10 protein-coding genes are annotated in these 18063 nt (G+C 50.5%); 1 reads left to right on the plus strand and 9 read right to left on the minus strand.

Going from position 1 to position 18063, the window contains the following annotated elements; all coding sequences use genetic code 11:
- Position 1: 1 nt before the first annotated feature.
- Genes PSCS_RS00875 through PSCS_RS00910 form a run of 8 tightly spaced genes read right to left on the minus strand, consistent with a single transcriptional unit; the run spans position 2 to position 13813 of the window.
- The gene (locus PSCS_RS00875) at positions 2-2524 is read right to left on the minus strand and encodes a PglZ domain-containing protein (protein ID WP_068809896.1); all 2523 of its coding nucleotides are present in this window, start codon (positions 2522-2524) and stop codon (positions 2-4) included.
- Positions 2514-4373, minus strand: coding sequence for a DUF262 domain-containing protein (locus PSCS_RS00880; RefSeq protein WP_229694595.1), 1860 nt, complete (start codon positions 4371-4373; stop codon positions 2514-2516). Before PSCS_RS00880 ends, PSCS_RS00875 begins: the two co-directional genes overlap by 11 nt.
- Positions 4360-6375: a hypothetical protein gene (locus tag PSCS_RS00885; protein ID WP_068809897.1), complete on the minus strand. Its 2016-nt coding sequence runs from the start codon at positions 6373-6375 to the stop codon at positions 4360-4362. Before PSCS_RS00885 ends, PSCS_RS00880 begins: the two co-directional genes overlap by 14 nt.
- Entirely contained in the window at positions 6372-8294 is a 1923-nt protein-coding gene (locus tag PSCS_RS00890; protein ID WP_068809898.1) for an Eco57I restriction-modification methylase domain-containing protein, read from the minus strand. Before PSCS_RS00890 ends, PSCS_RS00885 begins: the two co-directional genes overlap by 4 nt.
- A gap of 3 nt (positions 8295-8297) precedes the next feature.
- Entirely contained in the window at positions 8298-11942 is a 3645-nt protein-coding gene (gene brxC / locus PSCS_RS00895; RefSeq protein WP_068809899.1) for a BREX system P-loop protein BrxC, read from the minus strand.
- Positions 11943-11965: 23 nt separating this feature from the next.
- Complete coding sequence (locus PSCS_RS00900) at positions 11966-12547, minus strand: BREX protein BrxB domain-containing protein (RefSeq protein ID WP_068809900.1); 582 nt, start codon at positions 12545-12547, stop codon at positions 11966-11968.
- On the minus strand, positions 12525-13310 hold the full coding sequence (locus tag PSCS_RS00905; protein ID WP_229694596.1) for a DUF1819 family protein: 786 nt from the start codon (positions 13308-13310) through the stop codon (positions 12525-12527). The genes PSCS_RS00900 and PSCS_RS00905 overlap by 23 nt, the downstream gene beginning before the upstream one ends.
- Positions 13307-13813 carry a BrxE family protein gene (locus tag PSCS_RS00910; protein WP_068809902.1) on the minus strand — a complete coding sequence of 169 codons (507 nt, stop codon included), beginning with the start codon at positions 13811-13813 and terminating at the stop codon, positions 13307-13309. The genes PSCS_RS00905 and PSCS_RS00910 overlap by 4 nt, the downstream gene beginning before the upstream one ends.
- A 959-nt stretch (positions 13814-14772) precedes the next feature.
- Here PSCS_RS00910 and PSCS_RS00920 point away from each other — a divergent pair.
- On the plus strand, positions 14773-15507 hold the full coding sequence (locus PSCS_RS00920) for an LSm family protein (protein WP_068809904.1): 735 nt from the start codon (positions 14773-14775) through the stop codon (positions 15505-15507).
- A 37-nt stretch (positions 15508-15544) separates the two neighbouring features.
- Here the strand turns inward: PSCS_RS00920 and hsdR are convergent, their stop codons facing one another.
- Positions 15545-18016, minus strand: a complete 2472-nt coding sequence (gene hsdR / locus PSCS_RS00925) for an EcoAI/FtnUII family type I restriction enzme subunit R (protein ID WP_068809905.1) — start codon at positions 18014-18016, stop codon at positions 15545-15547.
- Positions 18017-18063: the final 47 nt, after the last annotated feature.

An 18063-nucleotide genomic window follows, 5' to 3' on the forward strand; every position in this document is an offset into this window, starting at 1 on the left:
ATTACACCGTGTAGTCTGTTTCAAGTTCCAGCTGGCAGTATACTGCCATGGTCGTTGGGTTGAGGGCTTTCACCTTGAACTTGCCCTCAAACTCCATCTGCATTCGAAGTGTCACTTGCGCTTTCTCACCGGGGTGCAAAGTTATGGTTCCGGTGGCAGGGTTAACGACTCCGCCAGCCTTAGCCTCGCCCACGACATCGCCTTTCTTAGTCTGAGCTTCGAGCAAAATCTCAAACTCATCCTCGACAGAGAACATATCCTCGGTCTCAATGCTCAAATCAATGACCGGCATGCGGGTTGTGATGCGTTTTGCGCCATTTTTATAGCTCAACACCACATTGGCCTTCTGCACTTTCGGTTGGTCCGCACCACTCAGTTGAAGCGAAATCACGGGCACAACGCATTCCTGCAACGAGACTCCACCGTGGTAATACAGCAAACCGGACTTATATGACGCCATAGTTCTGGGGCCGGCTAGCTGAGGGAAATCACCACGAATGCCCGCTTTCTCCGCCGTAATTTGATAGTGCCCAGGGTCAGACGCCCCCTCGCCCATCAAACAACGCTCATGCACATTGATCCAGTTACCAGGTAACTTCTGGGTGGTGTCACCCGGGCCAGCATGGGTGTTCATGAAGAAGCCGTGGTCGGTGGCAATAACAACCTCATTAAACCCCTGGTCTTTCAGCTTATGGACCGCCACCCGGATGCGCTTCAGAGCGTTGGAGATTTCAGTAGGTGCCGTATCAGGGTGATTCTCGAAGTGGCTATCGATCTCGACGGAACGGAGCACCAACAGCTCAATGTCTGGCCCAACCTCGAAACGACTACGAACAAACTCCTCCAGGCGTCCTTCCTGGAAACGCTGACCGTAACATTTGCGAATCCAGTCCATACGCTGTGAGACGCTCGTAATCACCTGGTCCCCCATCATTGGGATGAGGCTGTTTTCCTTCCGGGTCAGCTTAAGGCTGGAACTCGCTTCCGGCAGCAAGCTTGTCATTCCCACCAGGGTAATGCTGGGTAGTTGTACCATTGCCGGTTGAAGATCAATCTTGCCGTCATCCGCCAGCTGGTGCTCTAAAGCAACCCCCAGCTCATAACGCAGAGCATCAACCATTAAGTAGGCAATCCGATAACCGCTCTGTTTAAGCTTTGGTGCTACCAACCGGTCAAAGACATCGCTATTGGAGAGGTATCCATGCAGGGGCCAACCGGTGTTCTCAAAATGCTTGGTGAACGGTCCCTGAACCTTCTCAATCAAGCGACCATACTGCTCCCTAACCCGCTTTTTGACTGGCTCCATCGTGCCCTGGGCATCCTGCCAATCAAAATCGCTTACCGCTTGCTCAAACTCACGGTGCAGCCTGTCAGCCTCCCGAAGGTGAGACACATAGAACTCAACCAAAGAACCGATACTCTTGGTATGGTCTGCCAAAACACGGTCGAGATCTTCGCACTTATCAATTAAACCTGAAGCCGCCTTTAGCAGATCCCACTGCGCCTGACTCTCACCCTTACCGGTCCACACAGATCCACGATGTCGAGATAAAATCTTGCGCACCTGATCCGTGTCGTCGTTGAGCAGAGCCTCAATCGCCTGGTGCATGAAGGTGCGCTCTTCGAACGGGAAGGTATCGAGCACACCCAGGTCAACCATGTCGCCGCAATGAGTCCGCAGTTCCAGCTCAGCTTCAATCGCTTCAGCTCGGTCTATGTAAGTGGACTGCGTTCGACGGTCACTCCTGAGACGCTCACATAAATCCTCTACGAGCTGCCTGGCCTCACCCGGAGCGCGCGGCATGTCTCCCAGAGCTTGCGGAAGCTCCTCTGGTAGATCGAATGCAAATTCACTGAAAAGCAGATAGGTCCAAAGTTCATCAGCAACCGAACTCCAGGACTTCCCTCTGGTACGCAACTTAAGGCCAATGCTTGCCTGGAACAAAGCCTTCGCTTCAGAGACCCAGGCATCACTGCCTTTCAATGCCTCTTGCTGCTGTTCACTTGGAACGAGCAGAGCAAACAAAATATCTCGGGAAGACTCGACACCGAGCAGAGCGCGCAAATTCGGCCAATCCAATCCGCCACCAATCGCATTAATAACGGCGAAACTGGGGTTGTCATCTTTTTCGAAGGCGCTGCGGATTTGCGTGGCGTGATCAGGCTTAGCTCGCAAGCACAAACTCAGGTAACTATCGCCGTCCCCCTCCGGAAAAACACCACCGCATGCCATATAAACGGAGAACGGATCGCCTTGGCAATGTTCATCCTCTAAGGGCTTTGCGGCGGGAACATACACAAGCATCTGGCTTATATCCGCTCTGCCGAGCTCTTGGAGACCCGCTAATGCTTCAGCGCGACTGTCCAGACTGGATTCGGTCGCATCGACGACTTTGCACCGCTCACTTGCCATTCCCACACATAGCTCGCGATATCGTTGGGCTGGGTCATAAACCACAACCACCTCATTTTTGCTCAGGCGCGGTTGCAATACTTCATCCTGAATAAACTGCTCAATCGTCACTCTGTGGCTCCTGCTGACTCCAGATCTGGTCCAACGTCGGCTGTTTACCTCGGGTCAATTCCAAAACGGCAGCTTCAACTAACACGGCTCGATCTTTCAGGAACTGATCAAAGTCCGCCCTCAGTCGACTCGCCAAAGGCTCTCCTTCGAGATCAGCGTAATGGGCTTTGCTGAGGCACTCGTAGGGAATAAGGTGTGATTTCAAACGGGTACGCACCGCATCTTCATTCGACAGGTCGACCCGCTCCTTGATGTATTCCAGAGGGTCTTTTCGACCAATAATTCGGTTGGTTTTCCATGTAATCAATGCACAGTTCAAAGCGAGATAGCTGGGAATCTCAGCCTCGGCAAGCAGCGCATCGGGGAAAATATGGTGATACTCACGCTTACGAACATTTCCGTAACTGATCCGCTTATCGTCGGCGAAATCATTTGCACCGAAGTAACTGGAAACCGCCAAAATGCCCCGGCGTTCAATGCCGACGTTCTTTGGCCACCCAGCACTGATAAGCGAGTCTTGATCTGCCAGCGGGTGCTCCTCTCGGTTAAAGATGGGAACCTGCTTCCAGTCAGCCTCTGTGAAGTCTCGGCGAATCAGCAATTCTTTCAGCGCCCTGAAGTCCGCGTAAGCCCGCGATGCAGCCGAGTTCTCGTACCGATCGGTGAAGAAAGCAGACCACAGATACGCCCTCAACAGCTCTTCTGCTTTGGCAACAAAATCCCCATCTTCAGGCACATGCTCGTAAGCTGCCGCCAACACCGCCAGCACAGCATTGGTGGGCAGCCTTGCCTCATCTACTACACCCTGGCTTTCTAGCAGATTGGCCATTCGCTCCAAACCAACTTCAAGCGTGCCCCAGTTATCCAGCAGGACCTGCTTGTTCATTTCGATCATTCCGCGATTATTCGGCAGCTTTTCCTGAAGCAGAGCGGATGTGGCCAGAATCAGGTTGCGGACATCCCCATAGCGCATCGCTTTGGGACAGGATTCCACCAACTCTTGTTCTAAATCGTGGAGTGAGCGTTGGGCGATGCTCTCTACTTCTGCAACGATGATGTCGTACAGGGACAGCGGTTTACTGTTGGTATTCATGTTGATGAATACCTGCAAAGCGACATCTTTACTGGTCTGTGCTGGCAGGGATAGATACGGCAAGTTGAAGTGCTTTACACGTTCCCGCAGCTCAGAAATCTGAGCCTTGAGCCTGTCTTTAACCGCGGTATACGCCTTGTACTTCTTCAGAGCCTCTGGCTCGTCATCAGCCGGTTCAAGAGACGCTGTGGCTTCGGTTATCCACTGATCCACTTCGCTGGATAGATCTTCAGGACGGAGAAGGTCAATTGGGATCAACCCCCTGTCCAAGCACTTAGCAGGCTCATCAGACCAAATGGGTCGACGGGTGCCGTTGTTCGCGGTCCAGCGATTCTGTGAGCGAATGGAAATGTCGCGCTCTTCATTCCCTTCCAGTGATTTATCAAACTCCGGAAGGTGCACGAAAAAAGTCACCCACTCATAGTTGTTGTGCATGCTCCGCCAAAAAGCAGTCAGTCGCTGCTGTCCATCAAGCAGGTGCTGGTTGACGGTACCTGGCGAGGCGGGATCAGCCGTAGAGATATAGCGAGAAAGAAACTTCTCCTCACCGGCCACTTCCAGCGCCAAGGTAACCCCAACGGGTAAGTTGTGGATGATCGTATCCAGAAAACTCGCAACTCGATGACGATCCCAGGCCTCGTATCTCTGGAACCTAGGGAGCTTTACGTAACCATGCTGGATGTTTTGAAACCACACCCCCAAGGGACGATCTTGCGCTTTGCTGGATTGCTGCATTGCAGTATTACCGTGACTCACTGCGCAGCCCCCTATCGTCAATCACCTCCTGGATGAGTTTTGAGATCTCAGTTTCAGATAGATCCCGAGCCTCCCAATCTAATCTGGTTTTGCCGGTATCGTTCCCCCTACGGATGACCGGAACTTCAACCTCTTCCCAGAACAATTCCTCAACATCGTGGGCGATAGCAATGCTTCGATCTTCGGTGCATTTACGCAAAACCCGCTCGGGCCAGTAGTTCAGCGCCAGACGCGCCCAGTCGTATTCACCCTTCTCCAACCTGTCCCAGGTTTCCTGCAAAGCTTTTTGCCATTGCTTATGGTGGAACAGAGACCAAAGAGGTGCAGCATTTATCTGAACACCATCGTTCATGCTGGGGCGGAATGTAGGTGCAACTTCCAGTAGAGTGTCACGCAGATCAGCCAGATCGTGCTCCAGGTCTTCCAGCTTTTCGAGCTCTTTCTCCTCTTGCTTGCTTCGACTACCACCTTTGATGCGCAGGCTGCCAAGATCGTCACGAACAGAATTGAGTTTGGGCTCGACAAAATCATTCACGGCCGAAAACAAAGTCTGACTAGTAAGCTCGGGATAGTAGAGCCATAGCGTGTAACTGCCGGTAGCCGTCGACAAAGGCCAGTAGATCGGAGCTTTACGGCGACTTTTGGAGTAGCGCCTCAGGTGAAAAGAGAAAAAATCCTTACGCAACCAGCGGCGAATATCCTGACTAACCGATGTACCAACAGTATCCAAAACCTGCTCGATCAGTCTGGGCAAATCATGCTGATGCCCCTCGCCATCCACTAAGATACCCGCATGAACATGAAATGGTTCTTCACCACTGGGAAGCATACCCGGGCTTTTATCTGGGAGAGAATCAAAGGGATTTGGTTCTGGTGGGATTTGTCGTTGGCCCGTAGCTAGGCGCCAATCGAAACGGCCAAATGCAACCCCGACCGCCCAACTCAATAGACTTGTCGTCTGATCAATGGGTTTAGCACCTTCATCTCCGTCAGCTCCATCGACTATGCTACCGCCTGCGTCATTCTCGCTTATTGGGGCGTAGCTGTCCTGCAAAGCAGCTTTGTCTACATCGCTAAACCCATAGAGTTCATACGCAAGAGAATCGATATCCGTCTGAACAGATGCGAGCTCTGATTCTATGGTCGACGGGTCATACTCACTCAGTTGGATTCGCAGGGCGAACGGAAGAATAAATGCGTGTGAATTTTCTTCAATGGTGTCTAATGATCGCTTCAGGGACCATGCACGATGGGCCATTCTCGCCAGCCTATCTTGATTCGCCACACTGAGTTCGGGTAACGGCGTTTTCTGGATCACGCCTACCTCATAAGACCTCGCTGCAGCATCCGCAGCAGCCAATTGCAGCGATACGAGCAAGCCAAAGGCCCTACTATTGGTGACAGCGCACAATGCCATAAGGTCGTCCGTAGAATTACCAGCCACGAATGCGGCAGGCCCTTTGTCAGCGAATATACAGCCTTGGGGCATGGCACGCATGCTAAGGCCGCTAGTGGTGCGCCGTGGCCAAGTGATCCCAGGGCGCAGATAAAACTGCGGATTTTTAGCCACGAACTCCGCATTGCCGTACAGATAGGGATAACGCCTGCAAATACCAGCTTTTATTTCAGAACCATCCGTATTCCAGTAAGCCATGAGATAAACGTCTGCGTAAAACGGCGAAAACGATCCGCCTTTCGCAAAGCCATGCCACCCGTCTCCAGGCTCCTCCCACCAAGTTCGAACAAAACGAAAGTCCTCTGCTGTGGCTAAACCTTGGCGTGCAGTACGGCCCTCAGATTCAAACGCGGGCATACGTTCAAAGGTCTGCCGGACTTCTTCACTCACCCAATAAGCAAATGGCTTCCCTGGCACTGCATCAAAAGCTTCCGGCTCCACTTCAAAAATCCGTGCATCATCTTCACCTTTTCGCAGCTGCTGGCTTACCTCCCTCAGGGCACTAGTTTTATCGCTTTCATCAAGGAAACGTAGGAACTGGCTCATGATTGTTTCTCCAAAACGTAGGCAGCTGCCTCCACCATCGCATCATCCATCACCCCGTATCCCAAGTCCGCCAAAACTTCTGGCTTCGCATTTAACAGCACAACGTGCTCACGCCATTTCTGGAAACTAGATAGAAAAAAGCATGTGCGTGAGGTAATAGCCCCCAAGCGGCCGGATTTTCGAAGTAGCTCCACGCCTCGTTCAACAAATACGGCCAGAAGATCGTTTTTGCTATTTGGGTATATCTTTCCAATCTTTGTTTTGGTGTTGCTCGATAACGCTCCAAATGGCGGATTCATCACCACCACATCAAAAACTTCACGAGTTAAGTCAATCAGTCTCAGTCCCTGCAGTGCATCCAACGCAAACAGCTGACTTTGATAGTTGCTACTTACCTGTTCAGTGAAGTTGATCAACGCATTGCGTAAACGGTACTCAGCTTGATTCCAAACCTCCTGTTCTTGTTCCGCAAAAAGATCATTTCCACTCCCTCCATAAACTTGCTTTATCAACTTGGGCAGCTCCCGCTCCACCTGCAGCAACACTCCCAATTCAGGCAGGTTATGCAGCAGTTGCAGACTTTTCTCGAATAGCTGTCCATCCTTGGTATCCAGCTGTTCAGAAAACTGCTGGCGCAGTTCTTTTTCGGCAGGTGGCGCAATGGCCGCCACTACATGGCCTTGGCCAATGATGGGGCGTTGCTGCGCTTTTACATCGGCATCGTGCCAAGCACGCTGGGCTCGAAGCCACAGCGCCAGGGTGGCTATCTGGGCAGCACGGGGGTCAATATCCACTCCGTAGATGTTATGTTCGATTATCAGACGCGGAACATCCCTCAGGTAGGCAATTTCATCTTCGTAAGTCTGACTTAAGGGCTTTAACCCCATATCCGGCTGAGTGGAGACATCTAGACTGCCGGGGCCTTGCTGGTGTTCCCAAGCCCATGCTTCACGGTAGATCTCCAAGAAAAGGTCAAAGGCATAGAGACCAAAATGCATGGAGCCACAGGCGGGGTCTAGCAGTTTGAGCGTACGCGGGTCACGCAGGGTGCACGGTGCCGGTTCGCCTCGTTTGGCTTCCAATTCTTCCGGCTTCACTAGCAGGTATTGGCAACGGTCATATAAGCTGGTGTTGCCGTTGGTGGCATCAAACCAAATCCGTCCAAGGGTGTTATCCACCAGAAACTCCACCACGTAGCGCGGGGTGAAGAACTGATTGCGCACCGCCAGTTCACGACTGTTACGTGGAGCCTGCGACTCCTTGCGCATTTTTTTGCGCTCTTCCTGGGAGTTGAAGTACTGGTAGATCCAGCCGATGGTTTCGTCTTCCGCCCAGAGGTGTTCTATATCTGGATGGTTGATCTGTTCAAGAACTTCCAACAACGTGCCTTCACGAGGGAAAAGTCGCCCTTGTGGGCTATGCCTATCGAATAACACAGCCATGTCTAGGGCAAACTCGTCAAACAGGCTGAACAGATAGCTAATATAGGCATCCCCCGTTTCACCGTGGGCTGTGCTCGCCAGGGAGCGATAGAGCTGAAATCCCTTTGAATTCTGCCCTTGGGCTATCGATTCAATCAGAAATCCACGTGCTTCCGCCATTCGGAGGGCTGCAAGTCGGTTCAGGACTGTGAACGCCTGCTCTCTCACGATACGCTCCAGGGCTTGTTTTTTTCGCCCCGCCTCGTCCTTACCTGGAGTCGCTGCAACGTAGTGTGCCAACATCTCCCTTAATAATTGGGCAGTCTGACGCTGTCGGTTATCCAGATGCGTAAGCTCATCCAGCTCCGCAACGTGCCCCGTGCTTGGGTCTAAGCCATAGAGAGATTGAAACTGTCGGGTCAGTTCTTCGCTTAAAGATACTCGGCAGTTGGTGACAAACTTCTGGAGCCGGCCCCGGGTGCTTTGATCAAACGCCATCCGTTATCCCTCGTCCTTCAAATTCAGCACCAGCTCGAACTCGTGAGCGTAATAAAGTTCAGCTCGAAGCTTGTTCAATTCACCGATCAAGACATCGAGGTCATCCATAGTTGTGATTTTGGCTTTGGAGGCGAACTGACGCTTCATTGGTTGGGGCTTTCCTTCGGCAGCAGCCTTGTCTTGCTCTGCTTTTACCTTTTCTCGAACTCGCTCACTACCGATCTTCTGAATACGGCGTTTCACATCCTGCACTTGGCTGTTGATCATGTACTCTTGGTTCACTAGCGCCTGCAGGCCTGCCAGGTCTTGTGCTGCTTCAAGCTGCAGAGCCTCTAGGTCGCCAAGCAACGAGTTCTGCTCTTGCTGGGTGAGTTCTACCCACTCAGGCAAACGATCAAGGTCCTCCTGGGCGGATTTGATCCTTTGGGCCTGCTCGTTTTGCAAAGCAATCGCAGAATCGCGAACTCTTGTTTTCAGCGTTGTTACGCCACCGGAGAACTCTGTCGCATATCTGAAGAATTCCTGATGATTGAGCCGGTCCTGAATTTGGATTAATTCATCCGAGAGTTCATTTTTTAGTTTTCCTGGCACACCGCTGTCAGGCAGCGTTTGGACCGTGGACACGTACTTTTGCAGTTCCCGCAACGTATTCTCTAGTCCATTCTCAAGTGCACGATGAAGCTCAGCAGCCCATTTCAGGCTTTCGTACAATTCTGAGTTTTCATTGCCCAGGCGCTTTGGTGCATCCGATGCGTCGTTCGAGAGGATATCTCTCATGTCGCTTGAGAGGTTTTCCAGTCGATCACTGCCCGGCAATCCCAGAGCTTTCAACTTTTCTGACAGCGGGCCATAACGGTGCTGAAGCTGCGGCAACATTTTCACCGTTGCTTTGCTGATGTCGTCTTCCAAAGGAACCACAACATCGCCTGTCAGCTCGGTGAGTCGTTCAGCTGCACGCGCTTGCACTTCCATGCTGGGACGGTCTTCCCCACGCAAAGAAACGCCAACGGACTTGAAGCTGTTATTGGTTTTTAATGCATCAATTGCCTGCTGCCCGTTAACGGTTACTTCTCGGCCACCCACCTTCAGCTTGATCTCGCCGGCAATCAGCATGGCGGCAACCAGGTAGCGCAGAGTATCTTGAGACCAGCCAAAAGGCGGTGCCGTGAAGATATCGGCAAGGCGCTTGCCTTCGATGGAGCCCTGTCGCTCGATCATGTCGGTAATGCTTGTTATGGCTTTGTGAGAGGTATCGATAGAAGGCCCTTTGACCGTTTTCTGAACCAATCCCAATGGGTCTACTGCAGCCGTCACGCCGGTAAGGTTACCCAGGCGCAGAAACTTCTCTGCCAGGTCTGTCCCCGCACGGGTAGGTGCCTCGGAATGTCGGTCGAACACTTGTTCTGCAACATCACCGATGTGTTTTCTGGCGGCGTTGAGAAGCTCTTGATCCAGCGAGTTCACCGCTGTTGGAGTACCACGGAAAATGAAAGATCCTTGAAGCAAGCTGCGTCGAATTTGCCGTTCCAGGTCGCTCATCAAACGAGCTGCGCGATCTGATTGGCCGGCACAATAGTCTTTTACTTCCTGGTCGGGCTCATTACGGTACCGGGTAACCACTTCTTTGCAGCGGTATATTTCCGTGGTCAGTTCATCCATTACTGGCGTTGTGCGCCCCAGAAGGAAGATGGAGTGCTGCTCGGCCTTCTGCCGACTGTCGTTTACCAGGCGAGCCTTGGCTGCATCGTAATCAGTGGGGTTGACCAACTCGACGATGGTTTGGATTGGGTTTCTTTCCCCTGCCAACGATGATGGGACGGACCCGGAGGTTGCCTGAACTTTAAGACCGGTCGCGACACCCAGGGACCCGTTGAGCTGGGTTTGGGGCAATGGCGAATACACTTCTTTCAGCGCATCGCTGACGATTCTGCGCAGCTCCACCGCTCGGGTGGCTATATTGGCTCGCTCTTGCTCAATCTCGTTCAGTTTTTCGCTGAAGAAACAAAGGTTTCCGTCCTGTTCCCCGAACGGCACTCTGGAATCAGAAATAAGTTCTTCAACCGCCTTTGTCACTTGCTCTGTAGCCGCAGTTTGGGTGACACCTGAATGCATCAGACTGGTGACGTTTTGGCGAGTTACAGGCAGGTTGTTCAGGATTTGAAGAACACATACAGTTTTTGCGATCTGCTGATGAATCTCCGAATCATGAAAATGAATATTTGTCACCTGCTCCACGGAATTATGAAGAGCTTGGAAAGCACGACGAATATCTTTTTCCAGCGCATCATAGAGGGTTACTGTGTTGGCCAGCCAACCCACAGGCTGACCTGCCACTGGTGTTCGTCCATCTGGCCCTTCCACGAGAATGTCCTGAACCACCTTAATGGCGGAGCGCAGGCCAATACCTCCTGTAGATTTCGCCAAGGCGCCCAGCAGGTGCAGGAGAATGTCGAAGTGCGCGGGGAGGAACGGGTATAAGTCGATGAAAGTCTGGCGATCGAAATCAGCACCGTATACTCTTGCGTCTACAAGCTTGGTGTTGTGACGCAATGCCTGACCATGCTGATCAAACAGGCCACCCAATTCTTCTTCGCCAGAGGGAGACTTACCAAGCAGCCGCCGGTAACAAATCTCTTTGATATCGCTTGCTTCCAGATCAATTTGAATTGGGAAGCGGTCGTTGAGTTTAAACAGCTCGGCGGAGTTCAGTGCGGCCTTGGTGTCGTCTTCTGTCAGTGTTTGCTGCGCGGTGCCGATGATCCAGACCTTACCGTCGCCAATGTGTTTCAGGTTCTTGGCCAGTCCATCTAGGTTAAGGATCAGGTTTTGGCGAGAGGCGACGTACTGCCCTACCTCATCGATGATGAAGATGATGTAGTCTTTGCCCGTTGCTTCGCGGGCGATATCGAGCATTTCTTTGACCCGATCATCCTCGAAGCGAATCACTTCGCTGGTCTCTGTTGAGAACGAAGTAGGGGTGGTGAACAGTGCCGGATACATTTTGTGGGCAAGTTCAGGAATGATGCTGTCTACAACAAGCTCGTCGTTTCGGTAATCAGCCCATTCCTCGCCATCCGTATGCTCTCGGAATAACTGCAAGAACTCCTCGTGGCGACCTTCTTTTTTGAGTCGGCGCTCAAATGCTGCCACCTTCAAGTTTCGAGAATACCCAGCCCACTGCAGCACTTTGTAGTACAGCACCGTGGACACCTCTTCCATAGTGGCGCCGGCGACCTGCTCACTGGCTAAGTCCAGCATGAGCACTGCAGCGGGAAAGCGTTTGGCAACTGAGCTTAACAGAGCTTTCGTGGTGCTTTTGTGCAGGCGATCTTGCAGGTGCTGAATGAAAGGCACTCCGTCGATCTTAATATTGTCATCAAAAGCCAAGCCCAGGTACTTGGTGAAGGAACTTTTACCGGAGCCATAGAAACCGGACACCCAAACCCCGACTTCGTTTTCTCCGCCAGCATCCATGGCGTGCTGCATTTTGCCCAGCAGCTTTTCGAATTGGTCTTCGATGCTTTCAGTAACAACGTACTCAGAAATCTCCGCCTTCAGCCGAGCCTCTTGGGACGCACCGTAGGTGATGACCTTCTCAATGGAGCGGTAGATGTCTTTGTTACTATCGAAAAGCGATTTGATTTCCATTGTCTTATCCTTTGACTACGTTTTTACCCACCAACGTGTTCGGAGCGGTAGTTGCCATCTTCTGGGTAAAAACCAAGAAACTTCAGTCGGGTTTTACCAGTGCGTACACCGGGATAGAAAAATACTGTGGGGACGGAGAACTTGCCTTGGAGCTGCCCTTCAATGGAGCCAATCCTCATATAGGGATGCAGCGCCTCTAGGTCGGTCACTAGCAGGATGGCGTTGGGTTCTTGTTCCAGCTCGGTTAAGAGGTCTTCCAACTTGGACTGCAGAGTTCCCTTTTCTAGCCTGTTCGCCAAGGCAGCGTTGGTTTTTTGCCATTGCTGAGGAGCCTCGGCATCTTTCTTATGCCAAGCATTCTTAATAATGCTTGGGGTCGACTCGAAAATTTCCTGGATGGCATCAGCGATAGAGAATTTGTGGACGATCCAACCATCATTGGTCAGGCGAGCTTCCCAGGCTTTCATCTGGCGTTTGACGGCCAAAATATCGCTGGGTGAAAAAACCAGATAATAAATCGGCTCAAAGCTGGCTTGGCCAAATTCCCTGCCTCGCTTAATTCGCTCAATGACTTCGTTAAAATCAGCGTTCAGCGATGATGACATCGACCACCTCTTCCATTGATTTGTACTGCCAACTGATTCGCACCACATCCGCTGCGGATTGAACGATCAGCCAATTGTTCTTCGCTAGCCGTTTCAGCTCGTCTTTCACATCCATAGGCTCAAGACCAAACAGCTCCCACGACGGATGATTGATAACCGCGTTATCCCCTAGCCCGTTTAAATGATGCATGTATGCCAGGTAGAGAACCGTCGACTGCTCGATTCGAATGGGCTGGATGTCTCTGGTTGCGGATCGCCTGGACGATAAGAGACCGTAGTCAGCACAACATCCTATCAGGTAGGAGGACATCCTTTTGATTGTAGACTCAGCCCAATGCTTCTGCGTTTTACCATCCCTGACTGCTTGCTCTACGAAGTCTTTGGCGTCATCCAGGGAGATGGTACTCCGACCACCAGCATAGTGAGGCCAATATACTTCTCGGACGAAATCCCTGAATATTAGATTGGCTTCAGCGGTGTAAACCATCAGAAGCTGGTTCAAAGTAGAGGTACTTACCTCACTCGCCAGCCGCTTCAGATGCGGCGCTCCGCCCTGCTTGATGTATCTGGGCGCGAAACACTCGGAGACGATGTTTCTCAATCTTCGAGCCGACACCATGGGAAACAGGCCGGAGCTTAACGCGCTCTCATAGAGTTCTGCGCTGGTTTGTCCCGGCTCGTAGATCGAGAGCAGCAGTTTTGTTTCCTCAACCAAGCCTAATCCAGCTTGTAATTGGGTGGTGTATTGCACAGCTTCAGTCACGCAGTCTCTCTCATGAACGGGTAACATTTTGTGCCGAATTGAAAGGCTGCCAGGTAGTAGCCTGCGGCCTCCTGCAACATCTCACTGAGATTCGCATCGGAGTACTGGCCGACAGCAACCGGCCCTTCCGCTTGGTTACCGCTTCCACTCGCCAGCCTCTGCAATACACCTAATGCCGACTCTTGGCTATCGAGCATTCGGGGGTAATGGTCCTCGTCTTTTGCCTGGACGTAATCCGCAGCGGCATGTTCGACGGCTTCGGGTAACCGGAAGAGGTGGTAATTCCTACCGATACCAATAAACTCGTCGTGCACGAGAAGCGCCGCCTCTGTTACCCCTCTGTACTGCGCTAACGCCACGGTTCTTGGGTAGATTGGCGAAAGGTATGTTTTCGCTTGGGGTGCTAGAAAGCTGGATGACCACCAGTTGTTTTGGGACTTTTCACCCAGGTAGCCTACGGCCATGCGGAGGCCTGCCAAGTCCCTGATATCTAATCGATCCATTAAAATTCCATTATTGTAAATTTTATTTGCAAGGGCGTATCAAGCCCTAGCTCGACATCGTTAACTCTGAGGCCGAGAACAACACAACCGACCACATAAAACAAAGCAAAACAATACTTTAGCAACAATGCCATGTTTTTTATTAATCTATAAACGATTAGATTGGGTATACCGAACACGTATTAATGTAGAAAATTACTCGAACTCCATAGACTTAAGGTTACTTCAGACTATTCCGTCACGGAGCAACTCCATTACACGGCCTTTTCCGCTTTTAGTTAATTGCTTGCTCCAAGCCCAGATGTCACTGCTTCAGTTGGATAACTCTCTTATTAAGACCTGGTCAGTAAGGGGTTTCAAAGTGTTACAACAATTTATCCGATAATCGTTGTACCACAGTTTGTTCCATGTCACTTTTTTCTGCAATGTTATAGGGCTGGATGGATACAGCTTACAATAGACTGCAAAGAACAATAAAGTCATGTTATTCGCGAACAGGATTTCGAAGTAATCAGCAAGAACATCAGGGTGAGAAATTCTGCTTCACACAAAATAAAAAGCAACAACATAAGCAACAACAGAATTTTCACAAAATACATTAAATTATAAATATCAGATATATAAAAAGTTATTTACAGACCTCTCCTGGCACCATAATTCTTCGATTACCTTTCAAGCAACCATCTTGCATTTGCGCTATTCTTGGTTATAGTGATTTATAAAACTAAGCAATTTCCACTATTGGGTAATTATTATGTCAGGCATCAATAAGTCTCGACAAAAAGCGGCCGAGTCGCTGAAAAAATCTGGGGTCATCGTATCCAAGACAGGTGGTGCATATAAAGACCCAGCTACCATTATCCAATCCAGCACTGCTCAGAACCAATTAAGAGCAATCGCGGCTTTCAAGAAACAGCTACAACCTTCCTAAATCCCTACAACAACTCTAGGTAGCACATATGGACATTGGCTACTCTCCATTATTCTTATTGGGCCTGGTTGCCGGATTTAACTTCATTAAAGAATGGGAAGCTACCCGCTATCGTTTAGCTCGAGAGGATGGCCACAAGCTATATTTTCGCGCAGCATTTTGGGGATTGGTGGTTTGTGTTGTTACATCGTTATTCTTTTTTGGTCTACTGCACTTCATACCAGATAGTTGGAGAGGTCCGTTCAATTATCTGCTCGACGACACTGCTTCTTTTGTGATCCAAGTTTTACTAACGTCCCCATTCTTTGCTTTTCTAATCGCAAAACTTTTCAATAAATTCACCAATGAATACGAATACTATTTAGATGCTCTGCAAGAAAACGAGTTTGAGTGGTTACTAGTCAACGCCATGGAAACAAATTTCATGGTGATGATTACGCTTGAAGACGGCAAGGTTTACGTGGGCTGGGTATACAGAGTTTCTGACCCAGCAAAAGACCCCAGGAAATACTTTAGTATCATACCTGTCGTAACCGGGTTCAGGGACGATAAACAGAAGGTTTACTTCACCACCTTCTATGACCAACTATATGAATCAATGAGTAAGTCGTTATCGCATTTGGATACAGAGCATTTTATGACTGTACTACCAGCGCAACGACTAGCGTCATGCAGGCTATTTGATCCTGATGCCTATGCGGAATTCCAAGGAATTTTTGACAATTCTACAGTGGAAGCTGAGCAAGCTACTTCAAGGAATTAATCGGCTCAACATTAGTACACCACTATGCAAGATACCGTTATACTGAATACAAGTATCGCTGGAAACCAACAAAGGTGTTTCTGATTTCACCAGGTTGACCTAGCTTTGTCGCCGCATCGCTTATTGTGTTGTATTTTAATTCCAACAAGCTGCGCATCTTGTTAGGCGATAATTCTCCCACTCCATCCTGAACATATTTCTCTAGAATGAAGTCAATAAACTCGCGTTGTTTGTAATCTGAGTAGGCCTGAAAAATTGATGGTCTGGCTTCTTTTACGCGCTCGATCCGAGTATGTATTTCTGTAGCGTAAGCTACGTAAGCCAGGACATCGTAGACATCACTGTCTTTGGCATCGATCAGGTCTTTCATCCCTTCAAGTTTGTCTTCGTCATAACCTGCTTCTGCTAAGTCTTCGAGAAGTTTTTCACGGGTTGTTGGGTCGCTCCAGATCCGACGGAGCTGTTCTTCGTCAGAGAAAAATTGAGGAAGGTCGTCAAACATACGCTGGAGGAATTCTCTGGCCGTAATGGGTCTGCCTTCGGGACTCCAGTACATGGCAGAGTAGATATGTTTAATCTGTCTTGCCTTGCCATCTGACAGCTGAATAACAACTTTCTTTTCGCACACGCAGGGGCGTTGCCCGCAATCTAAACAAGGCTCAGGTGGTGGCTTTTCACAAGAGCAGTGGCTATTTTCGCAAACGGAGCAAACACCTTCTTCCGTGCCCCCTTTTTCACATTGACAAGGGCTCTTACCACAACGCTGACAAATGACAGGCTGATCTTCTGGTGGCAATGGTTCACCATCCCAGTCAGGGTCAGCGAAATTGTAATGCGCTTTCACAAAATCGTAGATGGTGAAATAGTCTTTGCCCTCATACATTCGCGTGCCGCGGCCAATGATTTGCTTGAACTCGATCATGTTGTTACACGGTCGCATCAGCACAATATTGCGCACATTGCGAGCATCCACGCCCGTCGAAAGTTTACGAGAGGTCGTCAGGACGGTCGGGATCGTTTTTTCGTTGTCCTGAAAAGTCTTCAGGTCATTCTCACCGGACACACCGTCATTAGCGGTCACTCGGACACAGTAACCGGGATTGCTCGTCCAGCCTTTTTCGACAGCATATTGATTGATGAAATCTCTGACGATACCTGCGTGCTCCTGGGTGGCACAGAACACAATGGTTTTTTCATGAGGATTAAACCGATCCATCCAGTAGTGGACTCGCATTTTCTCCCGTTCAGGGATGGTAATAATGCGATTGAAATCGGCTTCTTTATACACTCTACCTGGCTCTGGCTCGCCTTTGACGACCAGACCGTCACCGGGAGTATAAATGTATTCGTCCATCGTACCGACGATGGGCAGCACCTTGAACGGAGTCAGGAAGCCATCGTTAATCCCATCTTTCAGTGCATAGCTGTATACGGGCTCACCAAAGTAAGCGTAAGTGTCGGCGTTAACGGTGCGCTTCGGGGTAGCGGTTAACCCCAGTTGTACCGCCGGGGAGAAGTAGTTAAGTATTTCACGCCAGGTACTTTCGTCATTGGCGCCACCGCGATGACATTCATCAACAATAATAAAGTCGAAAAAGTCACTCGGATAATCACCGAAATAGGGAGAGGGATTGCCATCTGCATCCGTACCGGACATAAAGGTCTGAAAGATCGTGAAGAACACACTGGCATTCTTGGGAACTGACCCTTTCTTTTTTATCTCACCCGGCTCCAGTCGCACAATAGCATCTTCACCAAAGGGGCCAAAGTCGTTAAAGGCTTGATTCGCTAACACGTTGCGGTCGGCCAGAAACAAGATACGCGGGCGTTTTTTGGCGGCATCGGGTTGGCGCTGTGCGCTTAGGCTCCAGCGGCTGTGGAACAGTTTCCAGGCCATCTGAAACGCGATACAGGTTTTGCCAGTACCCGTCGCCAGGGTGAGCAGGATACGTTGTTTTCCCTGAGCGATAGCCTCCAGGGCATTATTAATAGCGTTTTCCTGATAGTAACGGGGCTGCCAATCGCCTTTGCATTCAAAGGGGATTTGGGCGAAACGCTCACGCCAGACGGCAGCAAAGTCGGGCTCGGGCTGTTCACCACCAGGCCTCTGGACAGGATCAAAAGTCAGTTGCCAGAGCTGATCCGGGCCCAGGAACTGTTCGACCAGCTTTTCCTCGCCGGTGAGCATATCCATCTGATAGATATCGTGACCGTTGGTGGCATAGCCAAAACGGCACTGCAGACGCAGGGCGTACTCTTTGGCCTGCCGCACCCCCTCGGTATAGCTCAGGCTCTCTTTTTTCGCCTCAATCGCCGCCAGTTTGCGGCCCTGATATTCCAGTACATAGTCGCTGCTTAATGCCGAAGCGCGTTTGCCGCCGCCGATAATCCTGCCCTGGGTAATACTGACCTCACGGCGGATATAGCTGTTCTCCACCTTGCCCCAGCCAGCATCGACCAGCTTGGGGTCAATGAGGTTGGCTCTGGTGTCCGCTTCGTTCATGGTCATAATTGCCTATTACTTATGCCGCTCAAGTTAGAGCATACTTACACAGA

It is taken from the genome of Pseudohongiella nitratireducens (genome assembly GCF_001642735.1).
GTDB lineage: Bacteria > Pseudomonadota > Gammaproteobacteria > Pseudomonadales > Pseudohongiellaceae > Pseudohongiella > Pseudohongiella nitratireducens.